The sequence below is a fragment of the Stenotrophomonas sp. MYb238 genome, from assembly GCF_009496535.1.
Lineage (GTDB): Bacteria > Pseudomonadota > Gammaproteobacteria > Xanthomonadales > Xanthomonadaceae > Stenotrophomonas.
The window spans coordinates 1-22,699 of the sequence record NZ_WIDL01000038.1; the positions used below are offsets into that span (position 1 = coordinate 1).

The window sequence follows — 22,699 nt, forward strand, 5'->3', positions numbered from 1 at the left end:
ACGCTGCAGACGACCGAGCATGAGCCGTACGGGAAGATGCTCAACCGGAGCAACGACAACCGTCCGGGCTACACCGGGCACATGATGGACAAGGCCACCGGCCTGGTCTACATGCAGCAGCGCTATTACGACCCGCTGATCCCGCGCTTCCTGAGCGTGGATCCCATTACCGCCTACAGCAATCCGGTGGGAGCGTTTAATCGATACTGGTATGCCGATAACAACCCGTACAGTTTCGCCGATCCCGACGGCCGTGCTAAGGCGGCTGTATGGATAGTCAGACTGGTGCAAGGCGGAGTGGAGAAGGTCGCGAGGGTTTCAAAGGAAAGAGCAGTCGAGTTGCGTAGGCAAGGCGGCCAAGAACTCGACATTGGGACAAACCGCCGGCAGCTGTCACATCAGATTGAGAATGCGGCAAATTCCGGCCGCGCACGCCGTGATGTTGCGCATGATCTAAAAGATGGCTCTGGTAAAGGATTGCCTCACTATCAAACAGACGGAGTGCGAGGACATACGTTCTGGGGGAAGTTGAGCGTGGCGGCGGCATCCGCAGTCGCGGCTCTCGATCAAGTGGCTGAGGCGGCGGAGTATATTCCGGACGCTGCCCCACGCCCAGCGGAGCAAGCAGATATTTCGAGATTCAATAACGCAATGGGCGCTATTAGCAAAGCAACGGGGCTTCCTATGCCTGGCGTGAAAATGGGGCAGGATGGTGGCTTCCAAGGCGTATTCCGCGTCGAAGGTCGCCTTGACTCAAAACGCCTTGATGAAGAGTTCAAGTAGAGATGATTCCGTATCAAATTGTTGTTGAGGGCGTCTTTGTGTGCGTGCGCGGTTCATGCCCGGCGTTTGGGTTTCATGGAACCTTCTATACATATGCGAACAACGCTCGTAACGCGGTTAATCGTGCGGAGCAGTTGATGCGGGAAAGAATGGCTCGGCACGGGATAGTTCAGCAATCAGTCGGTATGTTTTCGACCTACTATGTGATTCGGAATATCTGGGAGGTTGAGTCGGGTCTAGTTGAAGAGAAGCATGCACGTGATCTTGGGTTCACGCTGTTTTCAATTGGTAGAGTTGAGCGATTTTTTCTTGCTCTTCGCGGAATTTTGATGAGGCGGTTCAGGTCGTGGTTGTTGATGTAATGACCCACCGATTCCTGCTCAGATCATGCGTTAATGTTGCGGTATAGGCCGCGTCTGGGGTCATCATCTTCAACGCCTGGTGTGGGCGCTGTTGGTTGTAGCAAGCGGTTCACCTACGACAACGGCCTGGTGCACACGATGTCGCAGAACGCGCGGCAACTGTCGGCGCGCAGCACCGACAGCGGCGGCCTGCTGGACCTGGCCTACAGCTATGACGCCAACGGCAACGTGTCGGCGATCACCGACTACACGGCCGCGGGCCGGCAGACGCGCAGCATGGGCTACGACGCACGCGACCGTCTGACCTCGGTGAGCTCGCTGCTGTATCCGGGCGGAGCCAGCTATACCTACGATGTGCTGGACAACGTCACCCGGGCCACGGTGGCCGGGCGCGACCATGTGTACTGGTACGACGCGAACAACCGGCTGACCAACGTGCTCAACGGCCCGGGCGGCGCGAGCATCATCGGGCTGGGCTACGACGTACGCGGCAACGTGAACAACAAGAACGGCAACCTGTTCACGGAAATGGAACTACGGAGAAGGTCAAGTGAATATCAAAGTGCGGGGGCTTTTGCTACTTATCCCTCTTGCTTCCTGCGCAGGGGATTCCGATGGAAGAAAAATATCCGGAAGGATTACTTTCAATGGAGAGCCCTTGTCCGGCATTTCTGTCTATATGTCAAAGAACTTGGATGATTTTTCGAAATGTGACGGAAGAGTCCTGGCGAGCACCAATAACCAAGGGCGTTTCGAAGTTGCGAATATAGCCCTGCCAGTCAGACCTTGTTTTTTGATAAATAAAATTCAGTATAGTGACTTGGTCATCATGGATGATGGATCAGGGGATGAAATCAAGCTTGATTGCACATTTCCAGCTGTGGTCACTGGGCATTTTGAAGATCAGGGCGCGTGTTTTATTTTGAATGCGAATGGCAGCTAATTTTTTGACTTAAAGGGGACTGACTTAAAGGGGACGGAGGCAATTAAACATGGGCTACGGCGGCCGGGATCGGCTGACGAGCGTGACCTCGCCGTTGTATTCGGGCGGGGCGACGTATGCCTATGACGTGCTGGACAACATCACCCGGGCCACGGTGGCCGGGCGCGACCATGTGTACTGGTACGACGCGAACAACCGGCTGACCAACGTGCTCGATGGCCCGGGCGGTCCGAGCGTGATCGGGCTGGGGCACGACGCGCGTGGCAACGTGAACAACAAGAACGGCCACCTGTTCGTGTTCGACCACGGCAACCGGCTGCGCACGGCGCTGGGCACGGAGACGTACCGCTACGACGCGCACGGACGGTGGGTACGCACGTCCAGTACGGCCGATGCCCTGTACGAGATGTACAGCCTGGACGGGAAACTGCTGTTGCAACGCGACGAGCAGATCGGGATGCGCTTCCAGCAGGTCTATCTCAACGGCAGCGTGGTGGCGATCCGCCGGCGCCCGGTCGGAGCGGAAACGGAGGACGTGCTGTATTGGCACAACGACGCGCTGGGCGACGAGATCGGCTTCATGGGCTGCCGTATCTGGAGAACTCCCCTTCACTCCTTCCCCACTCTGAGGCAAGCTCCGGGACCTGTGCGTTTCCGGAACCACCGATGTCCTCCAGCACGCTTCGCTTTCTCGCGCTTGCCGTAGCCTCCGTCCTGATGTTCTCCGCCGCCACGCCCGCCGAGGCGGCGAAGAAGAAGAGCCAGCGCCCGACCGCGACGCAATCCCGCGCAGCCAAGCCCAAGGCGCGCAGCAGCCGGCCCGCGGCGCGGCCGGCGGCCCGCCCGGCGCACGCGCCGCTGCCCATCACACAGGACAACGCCAGCCGCCTGAACCGGATCTACGACGAGTACTGGGATGCCTCGATGCGGCTGAACCCGCTGCAGGCCACCTTCCAGGGCGATCCGCGCTTCAATGACCAGCTGCCCAACTTCCTGTCGCCGGCCTCGCGCCAGCAGGCGCACGACTTCATGGTCGAGTGGCTGGGCAAGACCGAGGCGGTCGGCAAGGAAGGCCTGCAGGGCCAGGACCTGCTCAGCTACGAGATCTTCGTGCGCGATGCGCATACCTCGCTGGCCGCCGAGCGGTACCCCTCGTGGATGCTGCCGATCAACCCCTACAACAACCTGGCCAGCCTGGTCGCGGTGCTGGGCTCGGGCGCCGGCGCGCAGCCGTTCCGCACGGTGAAGGACTACGAGAACTGGTCGCGCCGCTCGCTGGGGGTACCGGCGCTGTTCGAGCAGGCCATGGCCAACATGCGCGAAGGCATGGCCGCCGGCGTGGTGCAGCCGCGGGCGTTGATGGAGAAGGTGCTGCCGCAGTTGGATGCGGTGATCCGGCCGACGGCCGAGGAAAGCATCTTCTGGGCGCCGGTACGCAACATGCCCGAGGACTTCTCCGCCGAGGACCGCGAGCGCCTGACCGCCGAGTACAAGCGCATGATCGAGTACCGGCTGCTGCCGGCCTACCGCGCCCTGCGCGGCTTCATCGCCACCCAGTATCTGCCGGCCGCGCGCGTCACCGATGGCCTCGGCGCGCTGCCCGACGGCCAGGCCTGGTACGCGCATACCGTGGCCAGCCTGACCAATCCCTCGCGCACGCCGGCGGAAATCCACGCGCTGGGCGAACAGGAGGTCAAGGACCTGCAGGCACGCATCGCCGGCGTGATGAAGGACGCAAAGATCCGCGGCTCGATGCAGAAGACCTTCGCGGCGATGCGCACCGACCGCCAGTTCGCCTTCCGCGACGAGGCCGCGCTGCTGGCGCGCTACCGCGAGGTCGGCCAGCAGGTGGACGCCGCGCTGCCGGCGCTGTTCGACACCCGTCCCAAGGCGACGCTGGCGATCCAGCCGGTGCCGGCCGAGCACGCGCTGACCGCCAGCGCCGCCAGCTACCAGCCGCCCGCCTCCGCCGACGGCAGCCAGCCCGGCGTGCTGCAGGTCAACACCCGCGACCTGCCTTCGCGCAAACGCTGGGCGGTGCCGATGCAGTACCTGCACGAAGGCATTCCCGGCCATCACCTGCAGCTGGGCCTGCAGCAGGAACTATCCACCCTGCCGCGCTTCCGCCGGCTCGGCGGCGATGTCGCCTTCGTCGAGGGCTGGGGCCTGTACGCCGAATCGCTGGGCGATGAAATGGGCATCTACCGCGATCCCTACGACCGCCTCGGCTACCTGCAGACCACCCTGCTGCGCACCGTGCGCCTGGTCGCCGACACCGGCCTGCACGCGGCCGGCTGGAGCCGCCAGCAGGCGATCGAGTACATGGTGAAGAACGCCGACATCAGCGCCGCCGACGCCACCGCCGAAGTGGAGCGCTTCATGGCGCTGCCCGGGCAGACGCTGGCCTACCGCGTGGGCGAGATCAAGATCCGGCGCCTGCGCGAAAAGGCGCAGGCCGCGCTGGGCGAACGCTTCGACCCACGCGAGTTCCACAACGAAATCCTGAAGGACGGCTCGATGCCGTTGGATATCCTGGAAGCCAAGATCGACCGCTGGATCGCCAGCAAGAAAAACTGACCCCGCCCAAGGAGCCGCCCCATGATGCCGTGGATGTCCCGACTCGCCCCGCTGTGCCTGTTCGCGTTCTCCACGGTGGCGGCCGCTGCCGCGCCCGCCACGCCCGCCACGCCCCCTGACACCGGCATCGACGGCCTGATGCAGCGCTACGACGGCCGCGTGCCCGGCGCCGCGGTGCTGGTGCTCAAGGACGGCCAGCCGGTGTTCCGCCGCGGCTACGGACTGGCGGTGGTCGAGGACGGCACGCCGGTCTCGCCGGCGACCAACTTCCGCCTGGCCTCGGTCAGCAAGCAGTTCACCGCCGCCGCCATCCTGCTGCTGGCCGAGGACGGCAGGCTGTCCATCGACGACCCGCTGAAGAAGTGGCTGCCCAGCCTGCCGGCGGTGGCTGACGCGATGACCCTGCGCAACCTGCTCAGCCACACCAGCGGCCTGCTCGATTACGAAGACCTGATGGACCCGGCCGACACGCGCCAGGTGCACGACATCGACGTGCTGCACCTGCTGGAGAAGGAGAACCGCACCTACTTCGCGCCGGGCAGCGACTACCGCTACAGCAACAGCGGTTATGCCCTGCTGGCGCTGGTCGTCGGCAAGGCCTCGGGCAGCGGCTTCGCCAGCTTCCTGCGCCAGCGCATCTTCCTGCCGCTGGGCATGCAGGCAACCTACGCCCACCAGGACGGCGTGGACGAAGTGCCCACCCGCGCCTATGGCTACAGCGAGATCGACGGCCGCTGGCAGCGCACCGACCAGAGCACCACCAGCGCCGTGCTCGGCGATGGCGGCATCTATTCCTCCCTGGACGACCTGGCCAAGTGGGACGCCGCGCTGTACGACGAGCGCCTGCTGCGCCGCGACTCGCTGCGGCTTGCGTTCAGCCCGGCGACGAAGACCCCTGAAGCGGACGTGCCGTTCTACGGCTTCGGCTGGCGCATCAACGGCGACATGCTGTGGCACAGCGGCGAGAGCATCGGCTTCCGCAACGTGATCCTGCGCTACCCGAAGCAGAAGCTGACGGTGATCGTGCTGACCAACCGCAACGATCCGGAACCCTATCCGCTGGCGCGCAAGATCGCCGGGCGCTGGCTGGAAACGGAGCGGTGAACCTGCTGCAGGGCATCCACCACGTCGCGCTGATCGTTTCGGACTACGCGCGCTCGCGCGATTTCTACACGCGCATCCTCGGGCTGGAGGTGGTCGCCGAGCATTTCCGCGCCGGGCGCCAGTCCTGGAAGCTGGACCTGCGCCTGCCCGACGGCGGCCAGCTGGAACTGTTCTCCTTCCCCGCGCCGCCACCGCGGCCCAGCCGCCCGGAAGCGTGCGGCCTGCGTCACCTGGCCTTCCGCGTCGCCGCGCTGGACGCGGCCATCGCCCACCTGCAGGCCGAAGGCGTGGCCTGCGAGCCGGTGCGCGTGGACGAATACACCGGCCGCCGCTTCACCTTCTTCGCCGACCCGGACGAACTGCCGCTGGAGCTGTACGAGGACACGCACGCGCCGGAAGGCACCACGCGCCGATGAGCGGCGCTCCTGACGGTGCAGGCCGCCGGAAGCCCCGTGGGATGCGCCGCACCAACGGATAGTGCTGCGCACACCTCCCCGTAGGAGCGGCTTCAGCCGCGAATGCTTTTCGATCCGCGAGGAAGGCGTTCGCGGCTGAAGCCGCTCCTACGGGGGGCTGTGCGAGCCGGCAGCGCCACCACGTCACCACGGCCGCCCCGGAGCTCACCGTGACCGTCGACGGGCGCCCCGACGAGGCCGGCTTCGACCCCTACAACAAGCTGATCGACCGCGTTTCGGCCGACAACCGCAAGCGGATCACTTTGCAGTGAGACGAACGATCCAGCCCTGGCCGGACGTGCTGCGGTGCGGATTCCGTACCGCAGCGAATGGGTATACATTCGCCTGCAACCGGCACCGCCGGATCACGACACCGCCCTGGGAGGGGACACGCATGCGCAAGACCTTCACGACCCTGTTGCTGGCCCTGCCGCTGGCGCTGGCCGGCATCACCGCCGCGCAGGCCGACAACGCCAGCGCCGAGGGCCGCTGGCGCCAGATCGACCCGGATACCCAGCGCGCCAAGTCCATCGTCGAGATCGGCCGTACCAGCAACGGCACCCTGCACGGCCGCATCGTCGAACTGCTCAACCCCAGCCGCCCCAACCCGACCTGCGACAAGTGCAGCGACGACCGCAAGGGCAAGCCGATCACCGGCATGGAGATCATCCGCGGCATGCGCGCCGACGGCGCCAACAAGTGGAGCGGCGGCAGCATCCTCAAGCCCGACGAGGGCAAGGTCTACAAGTCCGAGATGGAACTGCTCGAAGGCGGTGCCAAGCTGAAGGTTTCCGGCTGCATCTTGTTCATGTGCAAGTCGCAGGTGTGGGAACGCATGTAACCCCATCCCCGCGTAGGAGCGGCTTCAGCCGCGATGGGGCCTGCATGTGAACCCTGCCGCAGCTGTCGGCATGCGGGCAGGGTTGATGGGTAAACCCCATCGCGGCTGAAGCCGCTCCTACCCCGTACGTCACGAAACCCGGCCACGGCCGGGTTTCGTATTTCCCGGCCCGCTTCCGGCCGGCGAGGCACGGCATGCGATAATCCGCGGTCCCCCTGTTCTCCCCAACGGCCATGACCCGTACCGCGCTCGTCACCAACGCCCTGCCCTATGCCAACGGCCCGCTGCACCTGGGCCACCTGGTCGGCTATATCCAGGCCGACATCTGGGTACGCGCGCGCCGGCTGATGGGCGGCAAGGTCTGGTACGTCTGCGCCGACGACACCCACGGCACGCCGATCATGCTGGCCGCGGAAAAGGCGGGGGTGAGCCCGGAGACCTTCATCGCCAACATCCAGGCCAGCCATGAGCGCGATTTCGCCGCGTTCGGCGTGGATTTCGACCATTACGACTCGACCAACTCGGCCGCCAACCGCGAGCTGACCAAGGCGCTGTACAACCGGCTCGACGCCGCCGGCCACATCAGCCGCCGCTCGGTGGCGCAGTTCTACGACCCGGCCAAGGGCATGTTCCTGCCCGACCGCTACATCAAGGGCACCTGCCCGAAGTGCAAGTCGCCGGACCAGTACGGCGACAACTGCGAGGTCTGCGGCGCCACCTACGGCCCGACCGACCTGATCGACCCGAGGTCGGTGGTATCCGGCGCGACGCCCGAGATCCGCGACTCGGAGCACTACTTCTTCGAGGTGGGCCGCTTCCAGGACTTCCTGCGCGACTGGCTGGCCGGCGACGTGGCCCTGCCGGGCGTGAAGGCCAAGCTGGCCGAATGGCTGGACGCCGAGGGCGGCCTGCGCGCCTGGGACATCTCCCGCGACGCGCCCTATTTCGGCTTCGAGATCCCCGGCGCGCCGGGCAAGTACTTCTACGTGTGGCTGGACGCGCCGATCGGCTACCTGTCCAGCTTCCGGAACCTGTGCGCGAAGACCGGCGACGACTTCGACGCGGTGCTGGCCGCCGGCAGCGACACCGAACTGCACCACTTCATCGGCAAGGACATCGTCAACTTCCACGGCCTGTTCTGGCCGTCGGTGCTGCACGGCGCCGGCCTGCGCGCGCCGACGAAGCTGCACGTCAACGGCTACCTGACCGTGGACGGCGCCAAGATGAGCAAGTCGCGCGGCACCTTCGTCATGGCCCGCACCTACCTGGACGTCGGCCTGGCACCGGAAGCGCTGCGCTACTACTTCGCCGCCAAGTCTTCCGGCGGCGTGGACGACCTGGACCTGAACCTGGCCGACTTCACCGCGCGGGTGAACGCCGACCTGGTCGGCAAGTTCGTCAACCTCGCCAGCCGCTGCGCCGGGTTCATCTCCAAGCGCTTCGACGGCCGGTTGGCCGACGCGCTGCCCGACCCGGCCCAGTACGACCGCTTCGTCGCCGCGCTGGCGCCGGTGCGCGAGGCCTACGAGCGCAACGACCCGGCCGCCGCCATCCGCCTGACCATGGCGCTGGCCGACGAGGCCAACAGGTACATCGACGACACCAAGCCGTGGGTGATCGCCAAGGAGCTTGATAACGGCCGGTCGGGCGCCGACGCCGAACTGCAGGCGGTCTGCACCCAGGGCCTGAACCTGTTCCGCGTGCTGGTGGCCGCACTCAAGCCGGTGCTGCCGGCCACCGCGCAGCAGGCCGAGGGCTTCCTCGATGCGCCGATGCACGGTTGGGACGATATCGCCCGGCCGCTCACCGCCCACACCATCGCCACCTACGTGGCGCTGTTCACCCGTATCGACCCCAAGATGATCGACGCCATGACCGACGCCTCCAAGGACACCCTCGCCGCCCCGACCGCCGCCGACGCCAAGCCGGCCAAGGCCGAAAAGCCTGCGAAGGTCGAAACAAAAGTTGAGGCCAAGGCCGAAGGCGAAGCCTCCGCGTATATCGGCATCGACGACTTCGCCAAGCTCGACCTGCGCATCGGCAAGGTGATCGAATGCGGCTTCGTCGAAGGTTCGGACAAGCTGCTGCGCTTCCTGCTCGATGCCGGCGACCTGGGCCAGCGCCAGATCTTCTCGGGCATCCGCGGCAGCTACGGCGAGCCGGAGAAGCTGGTCGGCCGCAGCGTGGTGTTCATCGCCAACCTGGCCCCGCGCAAGATGCGCTTCGGCCTGAGCGAAGGCATGATCCTGTCGGCCGGCTTCGACGGCGGCGCGCTGGCGCTGCTGGATGCCGACGTGGGCGCCCTGCCCGGCATGCCGGTGCGGTGAAGCGGGGATCGGAGACCGGGGAACAGGGAATGTGGCAATGACGCAACCTGATGCCTGATTGGAATCCCGAAGCCGACAGCCTGCCACCAGGCCTTGCTTCACGGGCCGATACTCCATCATTCCCCGTTCCCCCATTCCCCATTCCCTGCCCTTCCCCATGGAACTGGCCCTGTTCGATTTCGACCACACCATCACCGCCTGCGATACCTACAGCCGTTTCCTGCGGCGCGTGGCCACGCCCGAGCAGCGTGCGCAGGCGTGGTGGCGGGTCGGGCCGTGGCTGCTGGCCTACCGCCTGAAGCTGATCTCGGCCGAGCGCATCCGCCGCCGCGTCACTGCGCAGGTGTTCACCGGCCGCCACGCCGGCGAGATCGCGCAGATGGCCGCCGACTACGCCCGCGACCACCTGCCCGGCATGGTCCGCCCGGAGATGCTGGAGCAGATCCAGTGGCACAAGGCGCAGGGGCATACCGTGGCGGTGGTCTCGGCCTCCATCGACCTGTACCTGCAGGCATGGTGCGACGGGCTGGGCCTGCGCGTGATCTGCAACCGGCTGGAAGTGCAGGACAACCGCCTGACCGGCCGCTTCGCCGACGGCGATTGCGGTCCGCGCAAGGTGGAGCACATCCGGCGGCTGTTCGACCTGAAGGCGTTCGGCCGCATCCATGCCTACGGCGACAGCCGCGAGGACAAGCCGATGCTGGCGCTGGCGCACGAGCGCTGGTACCGCGGCAGACAGATTTCCTGAGCCACGCGCAGCCTACGCCACGCATGCACGACACACCGGACAACCTGATCGAACGCCTGGACCGGGTGCTGCCGCAGACCCAGTGCGGGCAGTGCGGCTACGACGGCTGCCGCCCGTATGCCGAGGCGATGGCGCGCGGCGAGGCGGGCATCGACCACTGCCCGCCCGGCGGCGATGCCGGCGCGCGCACGCTTGCGCGCATCCTCGGCGTGCCGGCGCGCCCCTTCGACCGCAGCCGCGGCGAGCACAAACCGGCGCAGGTGGCGGTCATCGTCGAGGCCGACTGCATCGGCTGCACCAAGTGCATCCAGGCCTGCCCGGTGGACGCCATCGTCGGCGGCGCAAAGTACATGCATACCGTGCTGGCCGACCTGTGCACCGGCTGCGAGCTGTGCATCCCGCCCTGCCCGGTGGACTGCATCGTGCTGGAGCCGGCCTCCACGCATGGCCAGGGACGGGACGCCGGCCACAGCCAACGCTCCTTGTAATGCCGGCACGCATCCCTGGAGATCCTTAGGCGCCCTGCGGCCTCCAGCCGCCAGCCGCCAGCCGCCAGCCGGCACTACCAGCGGAGGCTGCGCACAACGCAAGATCGCGCAACTCATCCCCCGGTCCAATGGCTTCGGCACCGTAGGAGCGGCTTCAGCCGCGATGGGGCTTTCCCTGCAATCCCTGCCTGTCACTTGGCAAGCGAGGGAAAGCCCCATCGCGGCTGAAGCCGCTCCTACGGATGGGGCAGGCAGCGCTTATGGCAGCCGCTGCAGCTCCCACGCGCGGTGGATGCGCGCGTTGCGTTCGAAATCCGGGCCGATGGTCCTGGCGCTGATCTCGCGGCAGCGCGCGAATTCGGCAATGGCGTTCTCTTCCAGCTTGAAGCGGCGGAAGTTGTTGGAGAAATACAGCACGCCGCCCGGCGCCAGCCGCGCCACCGCCGCGCGCAGCAGGCGCAGCTGTTCGCGCTGCACGTCGAAGTCGTCGGCGCGCGCGGAGTTGGAGAAGGTCGGCGGGTCGCAGAAGATCACGTCGTACCGGCCCTGCTCGGCCTCCAGCCACTGGATCGCATCGGCCTGCACCAGCTGGTGGCGGCTGCCGCCCATGCCGTTGAGGGCCAGGTTGTCGGCGCACCACTGCAGATACGTGCCGGACAGGTCGACGCTGGTGGTCGAGGACGCGCCGGCCACCGCTGCTTCCACGCTGGCCGCGCCGGTGTAGCAGAACAGGTTGAGGAAACGCTTGCCGCGCGCCTGTTCGGCCATGTGCCGGCGCAGCGGGCGGTGGTCCAGGAACAGGCCGGTGTCCAGGTAGTCGAACAGATTGACCCGCAGCAGCGCCTCGTTCTCGCGCACCAGGACGAACTCGCCGCGCTGCTCGAAGCGGCCGTACTTGCTGCCGCCCTTGCCGCGCTCGCGCGATTTGAGCGCCACCTGCTCGGCCGGCACGGCGAACACCTCGCGCGCGGCGGCCAGCAGCTCGTTGCGGCGGCGGCGCACGTCGGCGTCGGGAATGGCGGCCGGCGCGGCATATTCCTGCACGTGCAGGAAGGTGCGGCGCTTGCCGCCGTCCTCCTGGTAGACATCGATGGCCGCCGCGTATTCCGGCAGGTCGGCGTCGTAGGCGCGGAAGCAGCTCACGTTCTCGCGCGCACGCCAGCTCTTGAACTTCTTCAGGTTCTTGCGCAGGCGGTTGGCCACCATCTGCGCGCCCTCGCTGAGCTCGCGCGGCTGGCCATCGTCGGCGCGCCCGGCCACCGCGATGGGGTCGCAGACGATCAGCGTGCACTCGATGGCGCCGTTGAACAGCTGGTAGGTCCTGCGCGCGCGCAGGCCGGTGGCGAAGGCCAGTTCGGCGCTGCCGCACAGCAGGCTGGCGCGCCACTGCGGCACCGCCTGCTTCAGCGCGTCGCCAAGCCGGCGGTACAGCGCGGCATCGGCGGCCAGGCGTTCGTCGTAGGGCGGATTGCAGACCACGCAGCCGGTTTCCTGCGGCGGCACCTGCACGTCGGCCACGTCGCGCACGCCGAACCAGATCGCCTCGCCGACCCCGGCTTCCTCGGCGTTCTGTTTGGCCGCGCGGATCGCCTGCGGGTCGAGGTCGCTGCCGTGGATGACCTGTTTCAACGCGGCGCGGCCGATGCGCTCGCGTTCGCGCGCCTCGGCCATCAGTTCGCGCCACTGCGCCTGGTCGAAGCCGCGCCAGCGGCTGGGCGGAAGGCTGCCATGGCGCTGCAGGCCGGGGGCGACGTCGGCCGCCATCAGCGCGCCTTCGATCAACAGCGTGCCGCCGCCGCACATCGGATCGAGCAGGCCGCCGCCTTCGGCGTGGATCTTCGGCCAGCCGGCGCGCAGCAGCACCGCGGCGGCGAGGTTTTCTTTCAGCGGTGCGTCGTTCTGCGCCAGGCGCCAGCCGCGCTTGTGCAGCGAGCCGCCGCCGAGGTCGATGGAGATCGTGGCCCGGCCCTTGCGCAGCGACAGGTTGATGCGCACGTCCGGCAGCTCGACGTTCACCGACGGCCGCTCCAGGCCCTCCCCGCGCAGGCGGTCCACCACCGCGTCCTTGATCCGCTGCGCGGCGAAGCGCGCGTGGGTGATGGCGGTGCCGGAGACGTGCGCATCGACCGCCAGCGTCAGCTCGGCGTCCAGATGCTCTTCCCACGGCATCGCCAGCACGCCCTGGTACAACGCCCCCTCGTCCGGGCAGTCGAATTCGGCCAGCGGCCACAGCACGCGGCTGGCCAGGCGCGACCACAGCACCACGCGCTGCGCGTCGCGCAGCTCTCCTTCGGCATTGACCCCGGCGATGGTGGCGGTGGCCTTGGGCAGGCCCAGCGCCAGCAGTTCGTCGGCCAGGAGGTACTCCAGGCCCTTGGCGCAGGAAACGAAGAATTTCACGGGGTGGGGATCACAGGAACGGCGGCGATGCCGGGGGCGCGTATTGTACGGGGCAATGCCCGATCGCCCTGTGGGGGCGCCCTCCGGTGCCTGGCGGGCGGCGGCGGGAAAGCCCCGTCGCGCACCGCGGTGCGCTCCTACAGGCGCTGCAGCAGCGCCTCGAATTCGTGTGCCGAAGCTTGGACGTGGTTCTCCAGGCGGTGGCCGTCGTCGACCAGCAGCAGCCGCGCGGCGCGGGCCCGCGCCCACTCGATGACCGCGGCCGGGGGGATCAGTTCGTCGCGCCAGGCATGGACCACGCTGGTCGGCACGGGCGCTGCGTCCAGCGCCGGCATCGGCCCCATCTTCGTCGGCGGCACCATCAGGAACAGCCCGCGCACCGGCACGTGCAGCGAGGCGATGGCCGAGACGTAGGCGCCGAGGCTGGAACCGGCCAGCACCACCGGGCCATGCCGCGCGGCTTCGCCCGCCCGCTGGATCAGGCGTTGCAGGCGCGCGGGCACGTCGCCCACTTCGCTGACCTCGCGGCGCGCGTCCAGATCGGTGTAGTCCGGCCGCTCGTGGCTCCAGCCCAGGCGCTGCGCCACGTCGGCCAGCGCGGTGACCTTGGTCGCGTCCGGACCGCTCTCGAAACCATGGGACAGAATGCAGTGGCCGCGGCTCATTGGACACCGGAAAACGAAGCGGAACGGGGCGGCAATGCTAGCATCCGCCGATGCATGCCATGCCCGCGATCCATGCCGCCCCCCTGCCCTACGAACCGCTGCTGCCACTGCGCGAACCCTCGGCGATCGACCTGGTGGTGATCCACTGCACCGAACTGCCGGACCTGGCGATGGCGCGCGAATACGGCGAACGCGTGCTCTACGACAGCGGCACCGGCAACAGCGGCCACTACTACATCGACCGCGACGGCAGCATCCACCAGTACGTCGCGCCCGAGCGCAGCGCCCACCACGTGCGCGGCATCAACCCGCGCGCGCTCGGCATCGAACTGGTCAACACCGGCCGCTATCCCGACTGGCTGGATTCGCGCCACCAGGCGATGGAGGAGCCCTATCCGCAGGCGCAGATCGACGCGCTGGTCGCGCTGCTGCGCTGGCTGCCGCAGCGCCTGCCGGCGCTGCGCTGGATCGCCGGCCACGAGGACCTGGACACCGAGCAGGTGGCGGCCAGCGACGATCCTTCGCAGCGGGTGCCGCGCAAGCGCGACCCCGGCCCGCGGTTCCCATGGGACGCCGTACTGGCGGCGACGACACTGCAACGCCTCCCGGAACCCCCGTAGGAGCGGCTTCAGCCGCGATGGGGCCTTACCATTGAACTCCCGCTGGGACGGCTGCCGTGGATGCCTCCGCAGGCAAGCCCCATCGCGGCTGAAGCCGCTCCTACGGGCGCGCTACCGGGCACATGGGGTTGGACGACCAGCCGCCGTTCCACGAGTCGGCGAACACCGAGCTGTTGTCGGCGAGCAGCCTCAAAACCGATTCCGGGGCGACAGCAGGTACTGCCGCGGATGCCTCCGCAGGCAGGCCCCATCGCGGCTGAAGCCGCTCCTACGGGCGGCTCTACCGGGCAAATGGGTCGGATGACCAACCGCCGTTCCACGAGTCGGCGAACATCGAGCTGCCGTCAGGCGAGCAACCTCGAACCCGACTCTCCGGAGCGGAGGCAGGCACCGCCCCGGAAGCCTTTGCAGGCAGGCCCTACGCGGCTGAAGCCGCTCCTACCGGCGCGCTACCGGGCACATGGGCCGGACGACCAACTGCCGTTCCACGGGTCGGCGAACACCGAGCTGCCGTCGGCGAGCAGCCTCGGATCCGATTTCCGGGGCGGAGGCAGGCACCGCCGCGGATGCCTTTGCAGGGGCAAGCCCCATCGCGGCTGAAGCCGCTCCTACGGGTGCGCTACCGGACACATGGGTCGGACGACCAGCTGCCGTTCCACCAGTCGGCGAACATCGAGCTGCCGTCAAGCGAGCAATCTCGAACCCGATTCCCGGGCGGCAGCAGGCACTGCCGCGGATGCCTCCGCAGGCAAGCCCTATCGCGGCTGAAGCCGCTCCTACGTTTTGGCGACGGGGCGCGAGGGGTCGGACGACCAGCCGCTCCACGAATCGGCGAACACCCGCGCCCCGCTCAGGCCGGCGACCTCGAAGGCCAGCAGCAGGTGGCAGGCGGTGACGCCCGAGCCGCACATCATCACCGCCTCGCCCGGCGCATGGGCGCCCAGCAGCGGTTCGAGCTCGGCGCGCAGTTCCGCGGCCGGGCGGAAGCGGCCATCGCGCAGGTTGAGCGCGAACGGGCGGTTGAGCGCGCCGGGCACATGGCCGGCGACGCGGTCCAGCGGCTCGACCTCGCCGCGGTAGCGCTCGCCGGCGCGTGCGTCGATCAGCCAGCCCGGCGCCTGCGCCAGGCGCGCGGCGATCTCGTCGGCGCTGGCGACCTGCGCCAGGTCGAAGCGCCCCGGATACGGCGGCAACGCCTGCACGTCCGCCGCATCGGCCGACAGCGGGTGTCCGTCGGCCTGCCACGCCGCCACGCCGCCATCGAGCACCGCGACCCTGCGGTGGCCGATCAGCCGCAGCAGCCACCACAGCCGCGCCGCCGCCATGCTGCCGTCGCCGGCATCGTAGACCACCACCTGCGTGTCCGGGCCGATGCCCCAGCGCCCCAGCGTGGCGGCGAAGGCGTCGCTGTCCGGCAGCGGATGACGGCCATGGCCCGGCCGCGACAGGTCGGAAAGATCGCGGTTGAGATCGGCGTATACCGCGCCCGGCAGATGCCCAGCCGCATACTGCGCGGCGCCGGACTGCGGATCGGCCAGCGAGAAGCGCGCGTCCACCAGCCGCGTGGCGGCGCTGGCGGTGGCGCGCGCATCGACCAGGCGCGGCGAAACGGAGGGCAGCACGGCGGCAAGCGAGGCCGCGTCCACCAGCGTGGTCCACGGCGGGTCGATGGCATTCATGGGGTCTGCTCCAGTCGGCGACGCAGGTTGTAGAGGATGGCCGCGGTCGCGCCCCAGATGCGCTGTCCCGGCCAGGTGTATTCAAGGACGTGGCGGATGCGGCCGCGGTGTTCGATCTCGACCTGACGCAGGTTGGCCGGGTCCATCAGGAAATCCAGCGGCACCTCGAACACCTCGGCCACTTCCGCCGGCTGCGGCACCGGCACGAACGCCGGGTCGATCACCGCCACCACCGGGGTGACGCGGAAGCTGGTAATGGTGACGAACGGGTCCAGGTAACCCAGCGCCTGCACCCGCTCGTGCGGCAGCGCGATCTCCTCTCCGCTCTCGCGCAGGGCCGCGGCCACCGGGTTGCGGTCGCCCGGCTCGATGCGCCCGCCGGGAAAACCGACCTGGCCGCCGTGGTTGCGCAGCGTCTCGGTGCGACGGGTGAGCAGCACCTGCACGCCCTGCGGCCGCGGCACCAGCCCGGCCAGCACCGCCGCCTCGGCCGGCGGCCCGGGCGGCAGCAGGTCGGCCAGTTCGCCGTAGTTCCAGCCCTTGTCGGTGGGTGCGGCGGCCAGCGGATTCAGCGCGCGCAGCAGGCGCTCATTGCCGGGCAGCGCGGCGGCCAGCGAACCGGCTTCCAGCGCGCGCGCCGGCAGCACGTCCCGCATCAGGTGCTGGCGCTGCTGCTCGCTCATGCGCATCCAGCCGGCGATCTCCTCGCCCGTGCGCAGGCAGCCGCGGCACCGGCGGCCGGCATCCAGCGAACAGGTTCCGATGCAGGGACTGGAAACGGCACGGCGTACGGCATCCATCGAGTGCGACATGGGGCAAGCCTAGCGCGAACGCGGGCATGGGGCGTCCCGCGGAAGATCATGCGCGGCGCGCCAGGCCCCCGCCGCGCCGGCCGGCATCGGCAGGAGCGCGGGCATCGGCCGGACGCGGCGGCGGGAAGCCCCAACGAAAAGTGCGCCGGCGTACTGGCCGCCGGCGCACTCGTCTTTCCCGCACTGGACGGCGATTACTTGACGCTGACCAGCTTGATCTCGAACTGCACGGCCACGTTCGGCGGGAACGGGGTGCGCGGATCGGCGCCGTAGGCCTTCTCCGGCGGCAGGGTGACTTCCCACTTGGCGCCGGTCGGCATCTGCAGCAGGGTCTCGCGCATGGCCGCCATTTCCACTTCGCTGACCTTGATCGACGGGATCTGCTGGGCCGGACGGGCTTCCTGCGGACGCTGGCCGTACGGGAACGGACCGGCCACTTCCAGCGCGACGGTGCTGGCCTGGGTCGGCTTGGCGCCGGCGCCGGCCTCGATCACGCGGTACTGCACGCCGCCGGGCAGGGTCTGCACGCCGGCCTTGGCCTTGTTGGCGGTCATGAACTGGTCGCTGCGGGTCTTGTTCTCGGCGGCGGCCTTCTCGTACTCGGCCTTGGCGGCCTCGGCGCGGCCCTGCTCGCGGCGCTGGAACGCCTCGACGGCCGGCTTGAGCTGGTCGCTGGTGATCGCCGGCTGCTTCTTCGCGTAGGCGTCCTGCAGGCCCTTGACGACCGAGGCGATGTCCAGCTGTTCGCCGCGGGCGGTGAGCTCAGCCAGGTTGTTGCCGTAGTCGTATCCGAAGTAGTAGCTCAGCTTGCCCTTCTCGGACGAGACGTCCTGGGCGATTGCAGTGCCGGTGAGGGCCAGGGCGGCCACGGCGACCGCGATAGAACGCAACTTCATCAAACAGTTCTCCAGGAAAGATGTCTCAGGGCAACCATGCCGCTAGAGGCGACGGGTTAGGATAGCCGCCACAACGGCGGACCGCCACTGACGACAAGGGCTTCTGACCAACGGTCGTGGCCGGAGTTCCCCGATTACTTTTCCTTAACTTTTCCCTGGAGTCAGCATGTCCGAGGCACCGGTTTCGATCAGCACCCGCGATGGCGTCCGCACCATCACCGTGCAGCGCCCGGAGAAGCTCAATGCGCTCAACCGCCAGACCCTGGAGGCGCTGGACGCGGCCTTCGCCGAGGCCGCCGCGGCCGGGGACGTGCGGGTGGTGGTCCTGACCGGCGCCGGCGCCAAGGCCTTCGTGGCCGGGGCCGACATCGCCGAGATGAATGGCCTCACACCGGTGCAGGGGCGCGACTTCTCCCTGCTCGGCCAGCGCCTGATGCGGCGCATCGAGCGCCTGCCCAAGCCGGTGATCGCCATGGTGAACGGGTTCGCCCTGGGCGGCGGCCTGGAACTGGCGATGGCCTGCCACCTGCGCATCGCCGCCGACAGCGCCAGGGTCGGCCAGCCGGAGATCAACCTCGGCCTGATCCCGGGCTTCGGCGGCACCCAGCGCCTGCTGCGCCTGGCCGGGCGCGCGGCGACGCTGGAACTGTGCCTGCTCGGCGCGCCGATCGACGCCGCCCGCGCCCTGCAGCTGGGCATCGTCAACCGCGTGGTGCCGGCGGCCGAACTGGAAGCGGAAACCCTGAAGGTCGCCGCGCAGCTGGCCAAGGCCGCGCCGCTGGCGCTGCGCGGCACGCTCGACGCGGTCAACGTCGGCGGCGAATGCGGCATCGAGGAAGGGCTGGAATACGAAAGCGCGCAGTTCGGGCTGATGTTCGCCACCCAGGACATGCGCGAAGGCACCGCCGCCTTCCTCGAACGCCGCACGCCGGAATTCCGCAACTGCTGAGCCCCGCCGCAATGCCCGTTCCTTCCGCATCGCCCCGACAGCTGCTGCAGTACGTGCTGGACGATGACATCGACGCCGCGCTCGAGGCCGGCCTGATGGACTACGTGCCGCAGCCGGGCGACACCGCGCTGGACCCGCGCCTGCCGCAACTGCTGCAGGACACCCAGCAGCGCCTGCGCGAGGCCTGGGCCGCGCGCGGGCGCCACCGCGCACGCGCGGTGCGCCTGGCGCGCCGCGCCGCCGAGCGCGAGGCGCGGCGTGCGCCACCGCCGGCACCCGACCGCAAGCCCGCCCTGCCCCCGGCCGCGGCGGCGATCCTGGCGCGCGCCAAGGCCAAGGCCAGGAACGAGTGAAGAGGAACCAGGCGGCAGTGACGATGAAAGCCAAGGCGAAAGCCCCAGCCAGAACGAAAAAAACGGAAACCGGCCAGGCGCAGGAGACCAAGAAGCCCCGCGCTTCCGGCCCCCCTGCAGGCGTCCCCCGTTCCAAACGCATGACCGGCGAGCAAGTGCGCGAGATGTTCACGCGCCTGCGCGAACTCAATCCGCACCCGACCACCGAACTGGAATACAGCACGCCGTTCGAGCTGCTGGTGGCGGTGACGCTGTCGGCGCAGGCCACCGACGTGGGCGTGAACAAGGCCACGCGCCGGTTGTTCCCGGTGGCCAACACCGCGCAGGCGATCCTCGCGCTGGGCGAGGAAGGGCTGAAGCCCTACATCTCCACCATCGGCCTGTACAACGCCAAGGCCAGGAACGTGATCGCCGCCTGCGCCATCCTGGTGGAGAAATACGGCGGCCAGGTGCCCGCCGACCGCGCCGCGCTCGAGGCCCTGCCCGGGGTCGGCCGCAAGACCGCCAACGTGGTGCTCAACACCGCTTTCGGCGAGCCGACCATGGCGGTGGACACGCACATCTTCCGCGTCTCCAACCGCACCGGCCTGGCGCCGGGCAAGGACGTGCGCGCGGTGGAAGACGGCTTGCTGAAGGTGATTCCGGCCGAGTTCCTGCAGGATGCGCACCACTGGCTGATCCTGCACGGCCGTTATGTGTGCAAGGCACGCAAGCCGGACTGCCCGCAGTGCGTGATCCGCGACCTGTGCCATTACAAGGACAAGACCCCGGCCTGACCCGCCGCCTCCCGTAGGAGCGGCTTCAGCCGCGATGGGGACTTCCCTCTTGAATCCCGTGCACGGAGATGCGGGCAGCCGCGGCGGGACCGGTGCAACGGCCCCATCGCGGCTGAAGCCGCTCCTACCGGGTTGGGAAAGCGAAACGAAGACGGCGGGCCGAAGCCCGCCGTCGCGTGTTTCCATCGGGAACGGACGCTTAGAACTTCAGGTCGCCCCAGATGCCCAGTTCCTTGGTCTTGGTCTGCGACGGGCTGGCCAACGAACCCACGGTGGCGTCGGTGTCCTTGTACACGGCGGCCAGCTTGAAGTTCTTCAGCACCGGGTACTCGACGCCGACGTTCCAGTAGGTGTCCTCGCGGAACGGGTTGAGCGTCTTGCTGGTGTCGGTGTTGTCGTAGCGGCCGAACACGCTGACGTCGCCGTTGGCGGTCTGCGCCAGGCGCACGCTGCTCCACAGCGACCAGCCGGTGGCCTTGTCGCTGACCGGCGAGGCGATGGTCTGCTGCACCTGGCTCAGGTTCTTGGCGGTGAAGTATTCGCCACCCAGGCGGAACACCGGGCTGGCGTAGGCAACCATCACATCGCCGCGGCTGTAGCGCTTCTCGGCGCTGTTGGTCTGCTTGTCCTGGCCGAGATAGCCGCTGTAGCCGCCGAGGGCGACCGCGAATTCCGGGGTGATTTCCCACGCCAGGCGGCCTTCCACATCCACGCCCTTGCTGCGGCTGGGGTTCTTGTAGCCGGCGCCGTTGACCACCGACACGGCGTAGTTGAGGCCCTGGCCCAGGTCGCCGCTGGCGTGCATGCCCCAGTCGGCCGAGTTGGCGTACTTGAGGCGGTCGGTCAGGGTGTTCTCGACATAGCGCATGCCGTAGTACTTCTCGACATAGCCGGTCCACGGCATGCCCGCCGCACCGATCTTCAGCACGAAGGCCGGGTCGAACGTGCCCTGCACGTAGGCGTTCTTGACGAACAGTTCGGTGTTGCCGATGGCCGAGCTGTACTGGAAATCGGTGGTCAGGTTGGCCGACCAGATGTCGTTGAACTTGTGGTCGACGGTCAGGTAGAAGCGCTTGACGTCGAAACCGGTGCCGGTAGCGTCGGTCTTCCTGCCGTTGGTCTTCTGGTCGATGCTGCTGACGTCGAAGAACATGCGGCCACCGATCTTGTTGTCGTTGACCAGCTTGGCGAGCTTGTCGACGCTGGTCTGCGTCTTCTGCGCCGATTCCAGCGCCTGCGCCTGGGTGACGTTCACTTCAGACTGCGCGTCGGACTGGGCCTGCAGCGATTCGGACTGGGTCTGCAGCTGCTGCACCTGCGCCTGCAGGGCGGCGATCTGCGCCTGCAGCTGTTCGATCTGCGCGGGAGTCACGGCCGGGCCGGCGGCGAAGGCCGGCGCCGAGGCCAGGCCGAGGCTGGCGGCGACTGCCAGGGCGAGCGAATGGGAACGCATCGGGGATCTCTCCAAGGAGTGTGGAAGGGCTTCAGGTGGACACCCGCCCGGCACGAGCGCCGGGCAGGCGTTTTGCGAAGATTCCGTTAACCACATGACAGCCATGCGACAACGCGGTGACGAAGCGGCGACAGCGGCCGGAACGCGTTGCTGTCATCGAACGGTCACCGACACGTCGCAAAAGATTCATGGACAGCCCCTGCAATAGCGGTCTGCCGGCCAGCGCCGGTCACCATTACCCTCAGGAGCCACTCCGCGATGTCTTCCTTCAAACTCCGCCTGCTCACCGGCGCCGCCCTTGCCTCGTTCGCCCTGGTCGCGCAGGCCGCCGACATCACCGGCGCGGGCGCGTCGTTCGTCTTCCCGGTGATGTCCAAGTGGTCGGCAGACTACGCCACCGCCACCGGCAACAAGGTCAACTACCAGTCCATCGGCTCGGGTGGCGGCATCGCCCAGATCAAGGCCGGCACCGTCGATTTCGGTTCGTCCGACGCGCCGCTCAAGTCCGAAGACCTGGCGTCCTCGGGCCTGGCGCAGTTCCCGTCGGTGATCGGCGGCGTGGTGCCGGTGGCCAACGTGCCGGGCCTGCAGCCGGGCGCACTGAAGCTGGACGGCCCGACCCTGGCCAACATCTTCCTGGGCAAGATCAGCAAGTGGAACGATCCGGCCATCGTCGCGCTGAACGCCGGCCTGGCGCTGCCCGACCTGAAGATCACCGTCGTGCACCGCTCCGATGGTTCGGGCACCAGCTTCAACTACACCAACTACCTGTCCAAGGTCAGCGCCGACTGGAAGAGCCAGGTCGGCGAAGGCACCACGGTGCAGTGGCCGGTGGGCATCGGCGGCAAGGGCAACGAAGGCGTGGCCGCCTACGTCAAGCAGATCCGCGGCGGCGTCGGCTATGTCGAACTGGCCTACGCGCTGCAGAACCGCCTGGCCTACGCGCAGATGAAGAACGCCGCCGGCCGCTTCGTGCAGCCGGGCGACGAAACCTTCGCCGCCGCGGCTGCCAGCGCCGACTGGGCCAACGCCCGCGACTTCAACCTGGTGATCACCAACGCCCCGGGCGCCAATGCCTGGCCGATCACCGCCACCAACTTCATCCTGGTGCGCAAGCGTTCCAAGGCCGGCAGCCTGAAGAACACCACCGATTTCTTCCGCTGGGTCTACAGCAGCGGCAAGAACCAGGCCAAGGCACTGGACTACGTGCCGCTGCCGGACACCCTGGTCCGCCAGATCGAGACCTACTGGAACCAGCAGAACCTGAAGTAACCGGGCAAAGAGCCGGCGGGCCCTCTCCCTCGTCGCCTCGGGCGCGGATCAAGTGATCCGCGCTTTTTTTGTTGGAGCGGGAAGCGGGAACGGGGAAGCGGGAAAAGGGAGCGCAAGGTTATCGACCTGCAGAAAGCAGCGGCATCCGAGGATGCGAAGCGCCCCTGGAAACACCCTTCCCCGTTCCCGCTTCCCG

The 22,699-nt window shown here is 68.0% G+C and carries 21 protein-coding genes; 15 read left to right on the top strand and 6 right to left on the bottom strand.

Annotated features, from left to right (window positions below):
* The 10 genes from CQ393_RS17420 to rnfB all read left to right on the top strand — a co-directional run.
* The coding region (locus CQ393_RS17420; RefSeq protein ID WP_194269708.1) for an RHS repeat-associated core domain-containing protein at positions 1 to 783 on the top strand (783 nt) is incomplete at its 5' end.
* Positions 784 to 1,283: 500 nt separating this feature from the next.
* On the top strand, positions 1,284 to 1,844 hold the full coding sequence (locus CQ393_RS17425) for an RHS repeat domain-containing protein (RefSeq protein WP_194269709.1): 561 nt from the start codon (positions 1,284 to 1,286) through the stop codon (positions 1,842 to 1,844).
* Positions 1,845 to 2,170: 326 nt separating this feature from the next.
* Positions 2,171 to 2,794, top strand: coding sequence for a hypothetical protein (locus CQ393_RS17430; RefSeq protein ID WP_153193508.1), 624 nt, complete (start codon positions 2,171 to 2,173; stop codon positions 2,792 to 2,794).
* Positions 2,755 to 4,665 (top strand): DUF885 family protein, encoded by a 1,911-nt coding sequence (locus CQ393_RS17435; protein WP_153193510.1) that lies wholly within the window; start codon positions 2,755 to 2,757, stop codon positions 4,663 to 4,665. The genes CQ393_RS17430 and CQ393_RS17435 overlap by 40 nt, the downstream gene beginning before the upstream one ends.
* A 33-nt stretch (positions 4,666 to 4,698) precedes the next feature.
* Positions 4,699 to 5,769: a serine hydrolase domain-containing protein gene (locus tag CQ393_RS17440; RefSeq protein WP_153193512.1), complete on the top strand. Its 1,071-nt coding sequence runs from the start codon at positions 4,699 to 4,701 to the stop codon at positions 5,767 to 5,769.
* Positions 5,766 to 6,185 carry a VOC family protein gene (locus CQ393_RS17445; RefSeq protein ID WP_343200029.1) on the top strand — a complete coding sequence of 140 codons (420 nt, stop codon included), beginning with the start codon at positions 5,766 to 5,768 and terminating at the stop codon, positions 6,183 to 6,185. The genes CQ393_RS17440 and CQ393_RS17445 overlap by 4 nt, the downstream gene beginning before the upstream one ends.
* Before the next feature lie 433 nt (positions 6,186 to 6,618).
* Positions 6,619 to 7,065, top strand: coding sequence for a DUF2147 domain-containing protein (locus tag CQ393_RS17450; RefSeq protein WP_153193514.1), 447 nt, complete (start codon positions 6,619 to 6,621; stop codon positions 7,063 to 7,065).
* 233 nt (positions 7,066 to 7,298) lie between these two features.
* Entirely contained in the window at positions 7,299 to 9,392 is a 2,094-nt protein-coding gene (gene metG / locus CQ393_RS17455) for a methionine--tRNA ligase (RefSeq protein ID WP_153193516.1), read from the top strand.
* A gap of 157 nt (positions 9,393 to 9,549) precedes the next feature.
* On the top strand, positions 9,550 to 10,140 hold the full coding sequence (locus CQ393_RS17460) for an HAD family hydrolase (RefSeq protein ID WP_153193518.1): 591 nt from the start codon (positions 9,550 to 9,552) through the stop codon (positions 10,138 to 10,140).
* Between the two features lie 23 nt (positions 10,141 to 10,163).
* Entirely contained in the window at positions 10,164 to 10,628 is a 465-nt protein-coding gene (gene rnfB, locus CQ393_RS17465; protein ID WP_153193520.1) for an Rnf electron transport complex subunit RnfB, read from the top strand.
* Between the two features lie 258 nt (positions 10,629 to 10,886).
* Here rnfB and rlmKL read toward each other — a convergent pair whose 3' ends face one another.
* Together rlmKL and CQ393_RS17475 are read right to left on the bottom strand one after the other, a co-directional pair.
* Entirely contained in the window at positions 10,887 to 13,028 is a 2,142-nt protein-coding gene (gene rlmKL, locus CQ393_RS17470; RefSeq protein ID WP_343200030.1) for a bifunctional 23S rRNA (guanine(2069)-N(7))-methyltransferase RlmK/23S rRNA (guanine(2445)-N(2))-methyltransferase RlmL, read from the bottom strand.
* Positions 13,029 to 13,165: 137 nt separating this feature from the next.
* Complete coding sequence (locus CQ393_RS17475; RefSeq protein WP_153193523.1) at positions 13,166 to 13,693, bottom strand: alpha/beta fold hydrolase; 528 nt, start codon at positions 13,691 to 13,693, stop codon at positions 13,166 to 13,168.
* 59 nt (positions 13,694 to 13,752) lie between these two features.
* Between CQ393_RS17475 and CQ393_RS17480 the strand changes: the two genes are divergently transcribed.
* Entirely contained in the window at positions 13,753 to 14,313 is a 561-nt protein-coding gene (locus CQ393_RS17480; protein ID WP_153193525.1) for an N-acetylmuramoyl-L-alanine amidase, read from the top strand.
* A 776-nt stretch (positions 14,314 to 15,089) separates the two neighbouring features.
* On the opposite strand, the gene CQ393_RS17485 is transcribed toward CQ393_RS17480, so the two are convergent.
* From CQ393_RS17485 to CQ393_RS17495, 3 genes are all read right to left on the bottom strand, one after another.
* On the bottom strand, positions 15,090 to 15,992 hold the full coding sequence (locus tag CQ393_RS17485) for a sulfurtransferase (protein ID WP_153193527.1): 903 nt from the start codon (positions 15,990 to 15,992) through the stop codon (positions 15,090 to 15,092).
* A complete protein-coding gene (locus CQ393_RS17490) occupies positions 15,989 to 16,792 on the bottom strand; it encodes a CoA pyrophosphatase (protein ID WP_153193545.1) in 804 nt (267 codons plus the stop codon). The genes CQ393_RS17485 and CQ393_RS17490 overlap by 4 nt, the downstream gene beginning before the upstream one ends.
* Positions 16,793 to 16,998: 206 nt before the next feature.
* Complete coding sequence (locus tag CQ393_RS17495) at positions 16,999 to 17,700, bottom strand: FKBP-type peptidyl-prolyl cis-trans isomerase N-terminal domain-containing protein (protein WP_153193529.1); 702 nt, start codon at positions 17,698 to 17,700, stop codon at positions 16,999 to 17,001.
* A gap of 166 nt (positions 17,701 to 17,866) precedes the next feature.
* Here CQ393_RS17495 and CQ393_RS17500 point away from each other — a divergent pair, with 166 nt between their 5' ends.
* The 3 genes from CQ393_RS17500 to nth all read left to right on the top strand — a co-directional run bounded on the left by CQ393_RS17500 (position 17,867) and on the right by nth (position 19,778).
* Positions 17,867 to 18,649, top strand: coding sequence for an enoyl-CoA hydratase-related protein (locus tag CQ393_RS17500; protein WP_153193531.1), 783 nt, complete (start codon positions 17,867 to 17,869; stop codon positions 18,647 to 18,649).
* An 11-nt stretch (positions 18,650 to 18,660) separates the two neighbouring features.
* A complete protein-coding gene (locus CQ393_RS17505; RefSeq protein WP_153193533.1) occupies positions 18,661 to 19,002 on the top strand; it encodes a hypothetical protein in 342 nt (113 codons plus the stop codon).
* Positions 19,003 to 19,142: 140 nt separating this feature from the next.
* Complete coding sequence (gene nth, locus CQ393_RS17510; protein WP_153193535.1) at positions 19,143 to 19,778, top strand: endonuclease III; 636 nt, start codon at positions 19,143 to 19,145, stop codon at positions 19,776 to 19,778.
* 199 nt (positions 19,779 to 19,977) lie between these two features.
* Here nth and CQ393_RS17515 read toward each other — a convergent pair whose 3' ends face one another.
* A complete protein-coding gene (locus CQ393_RS17515) occupies positions 19,978 to 21,231 on the bottom strand; it encodes a porin (RefSeq protein WP_153193537.1) in 1,254 nt (417 codons plus the stop codon).
* 258 nt (positions 21,232 to 21,489) lie between these two features.
* On the opposite strand from CQ393_RS17515, the gene pstS reads away from it, so the two are divergent.
* Positions 21,490 to 22,503: a phosphate ABC transporter substrate-binding protein PstS gene (gene pstS, locus CQ393_RS17520; protein WP_153193539.1), complete on the top strand. Its 1,014-nt coding sequence runs from the start codon at positions 21,490 to 21,492 to the stop codon at positions 22,501 to 22,503.
* Positions 22,504 to 22,699 lie beyond the last annotated feature (196 nt).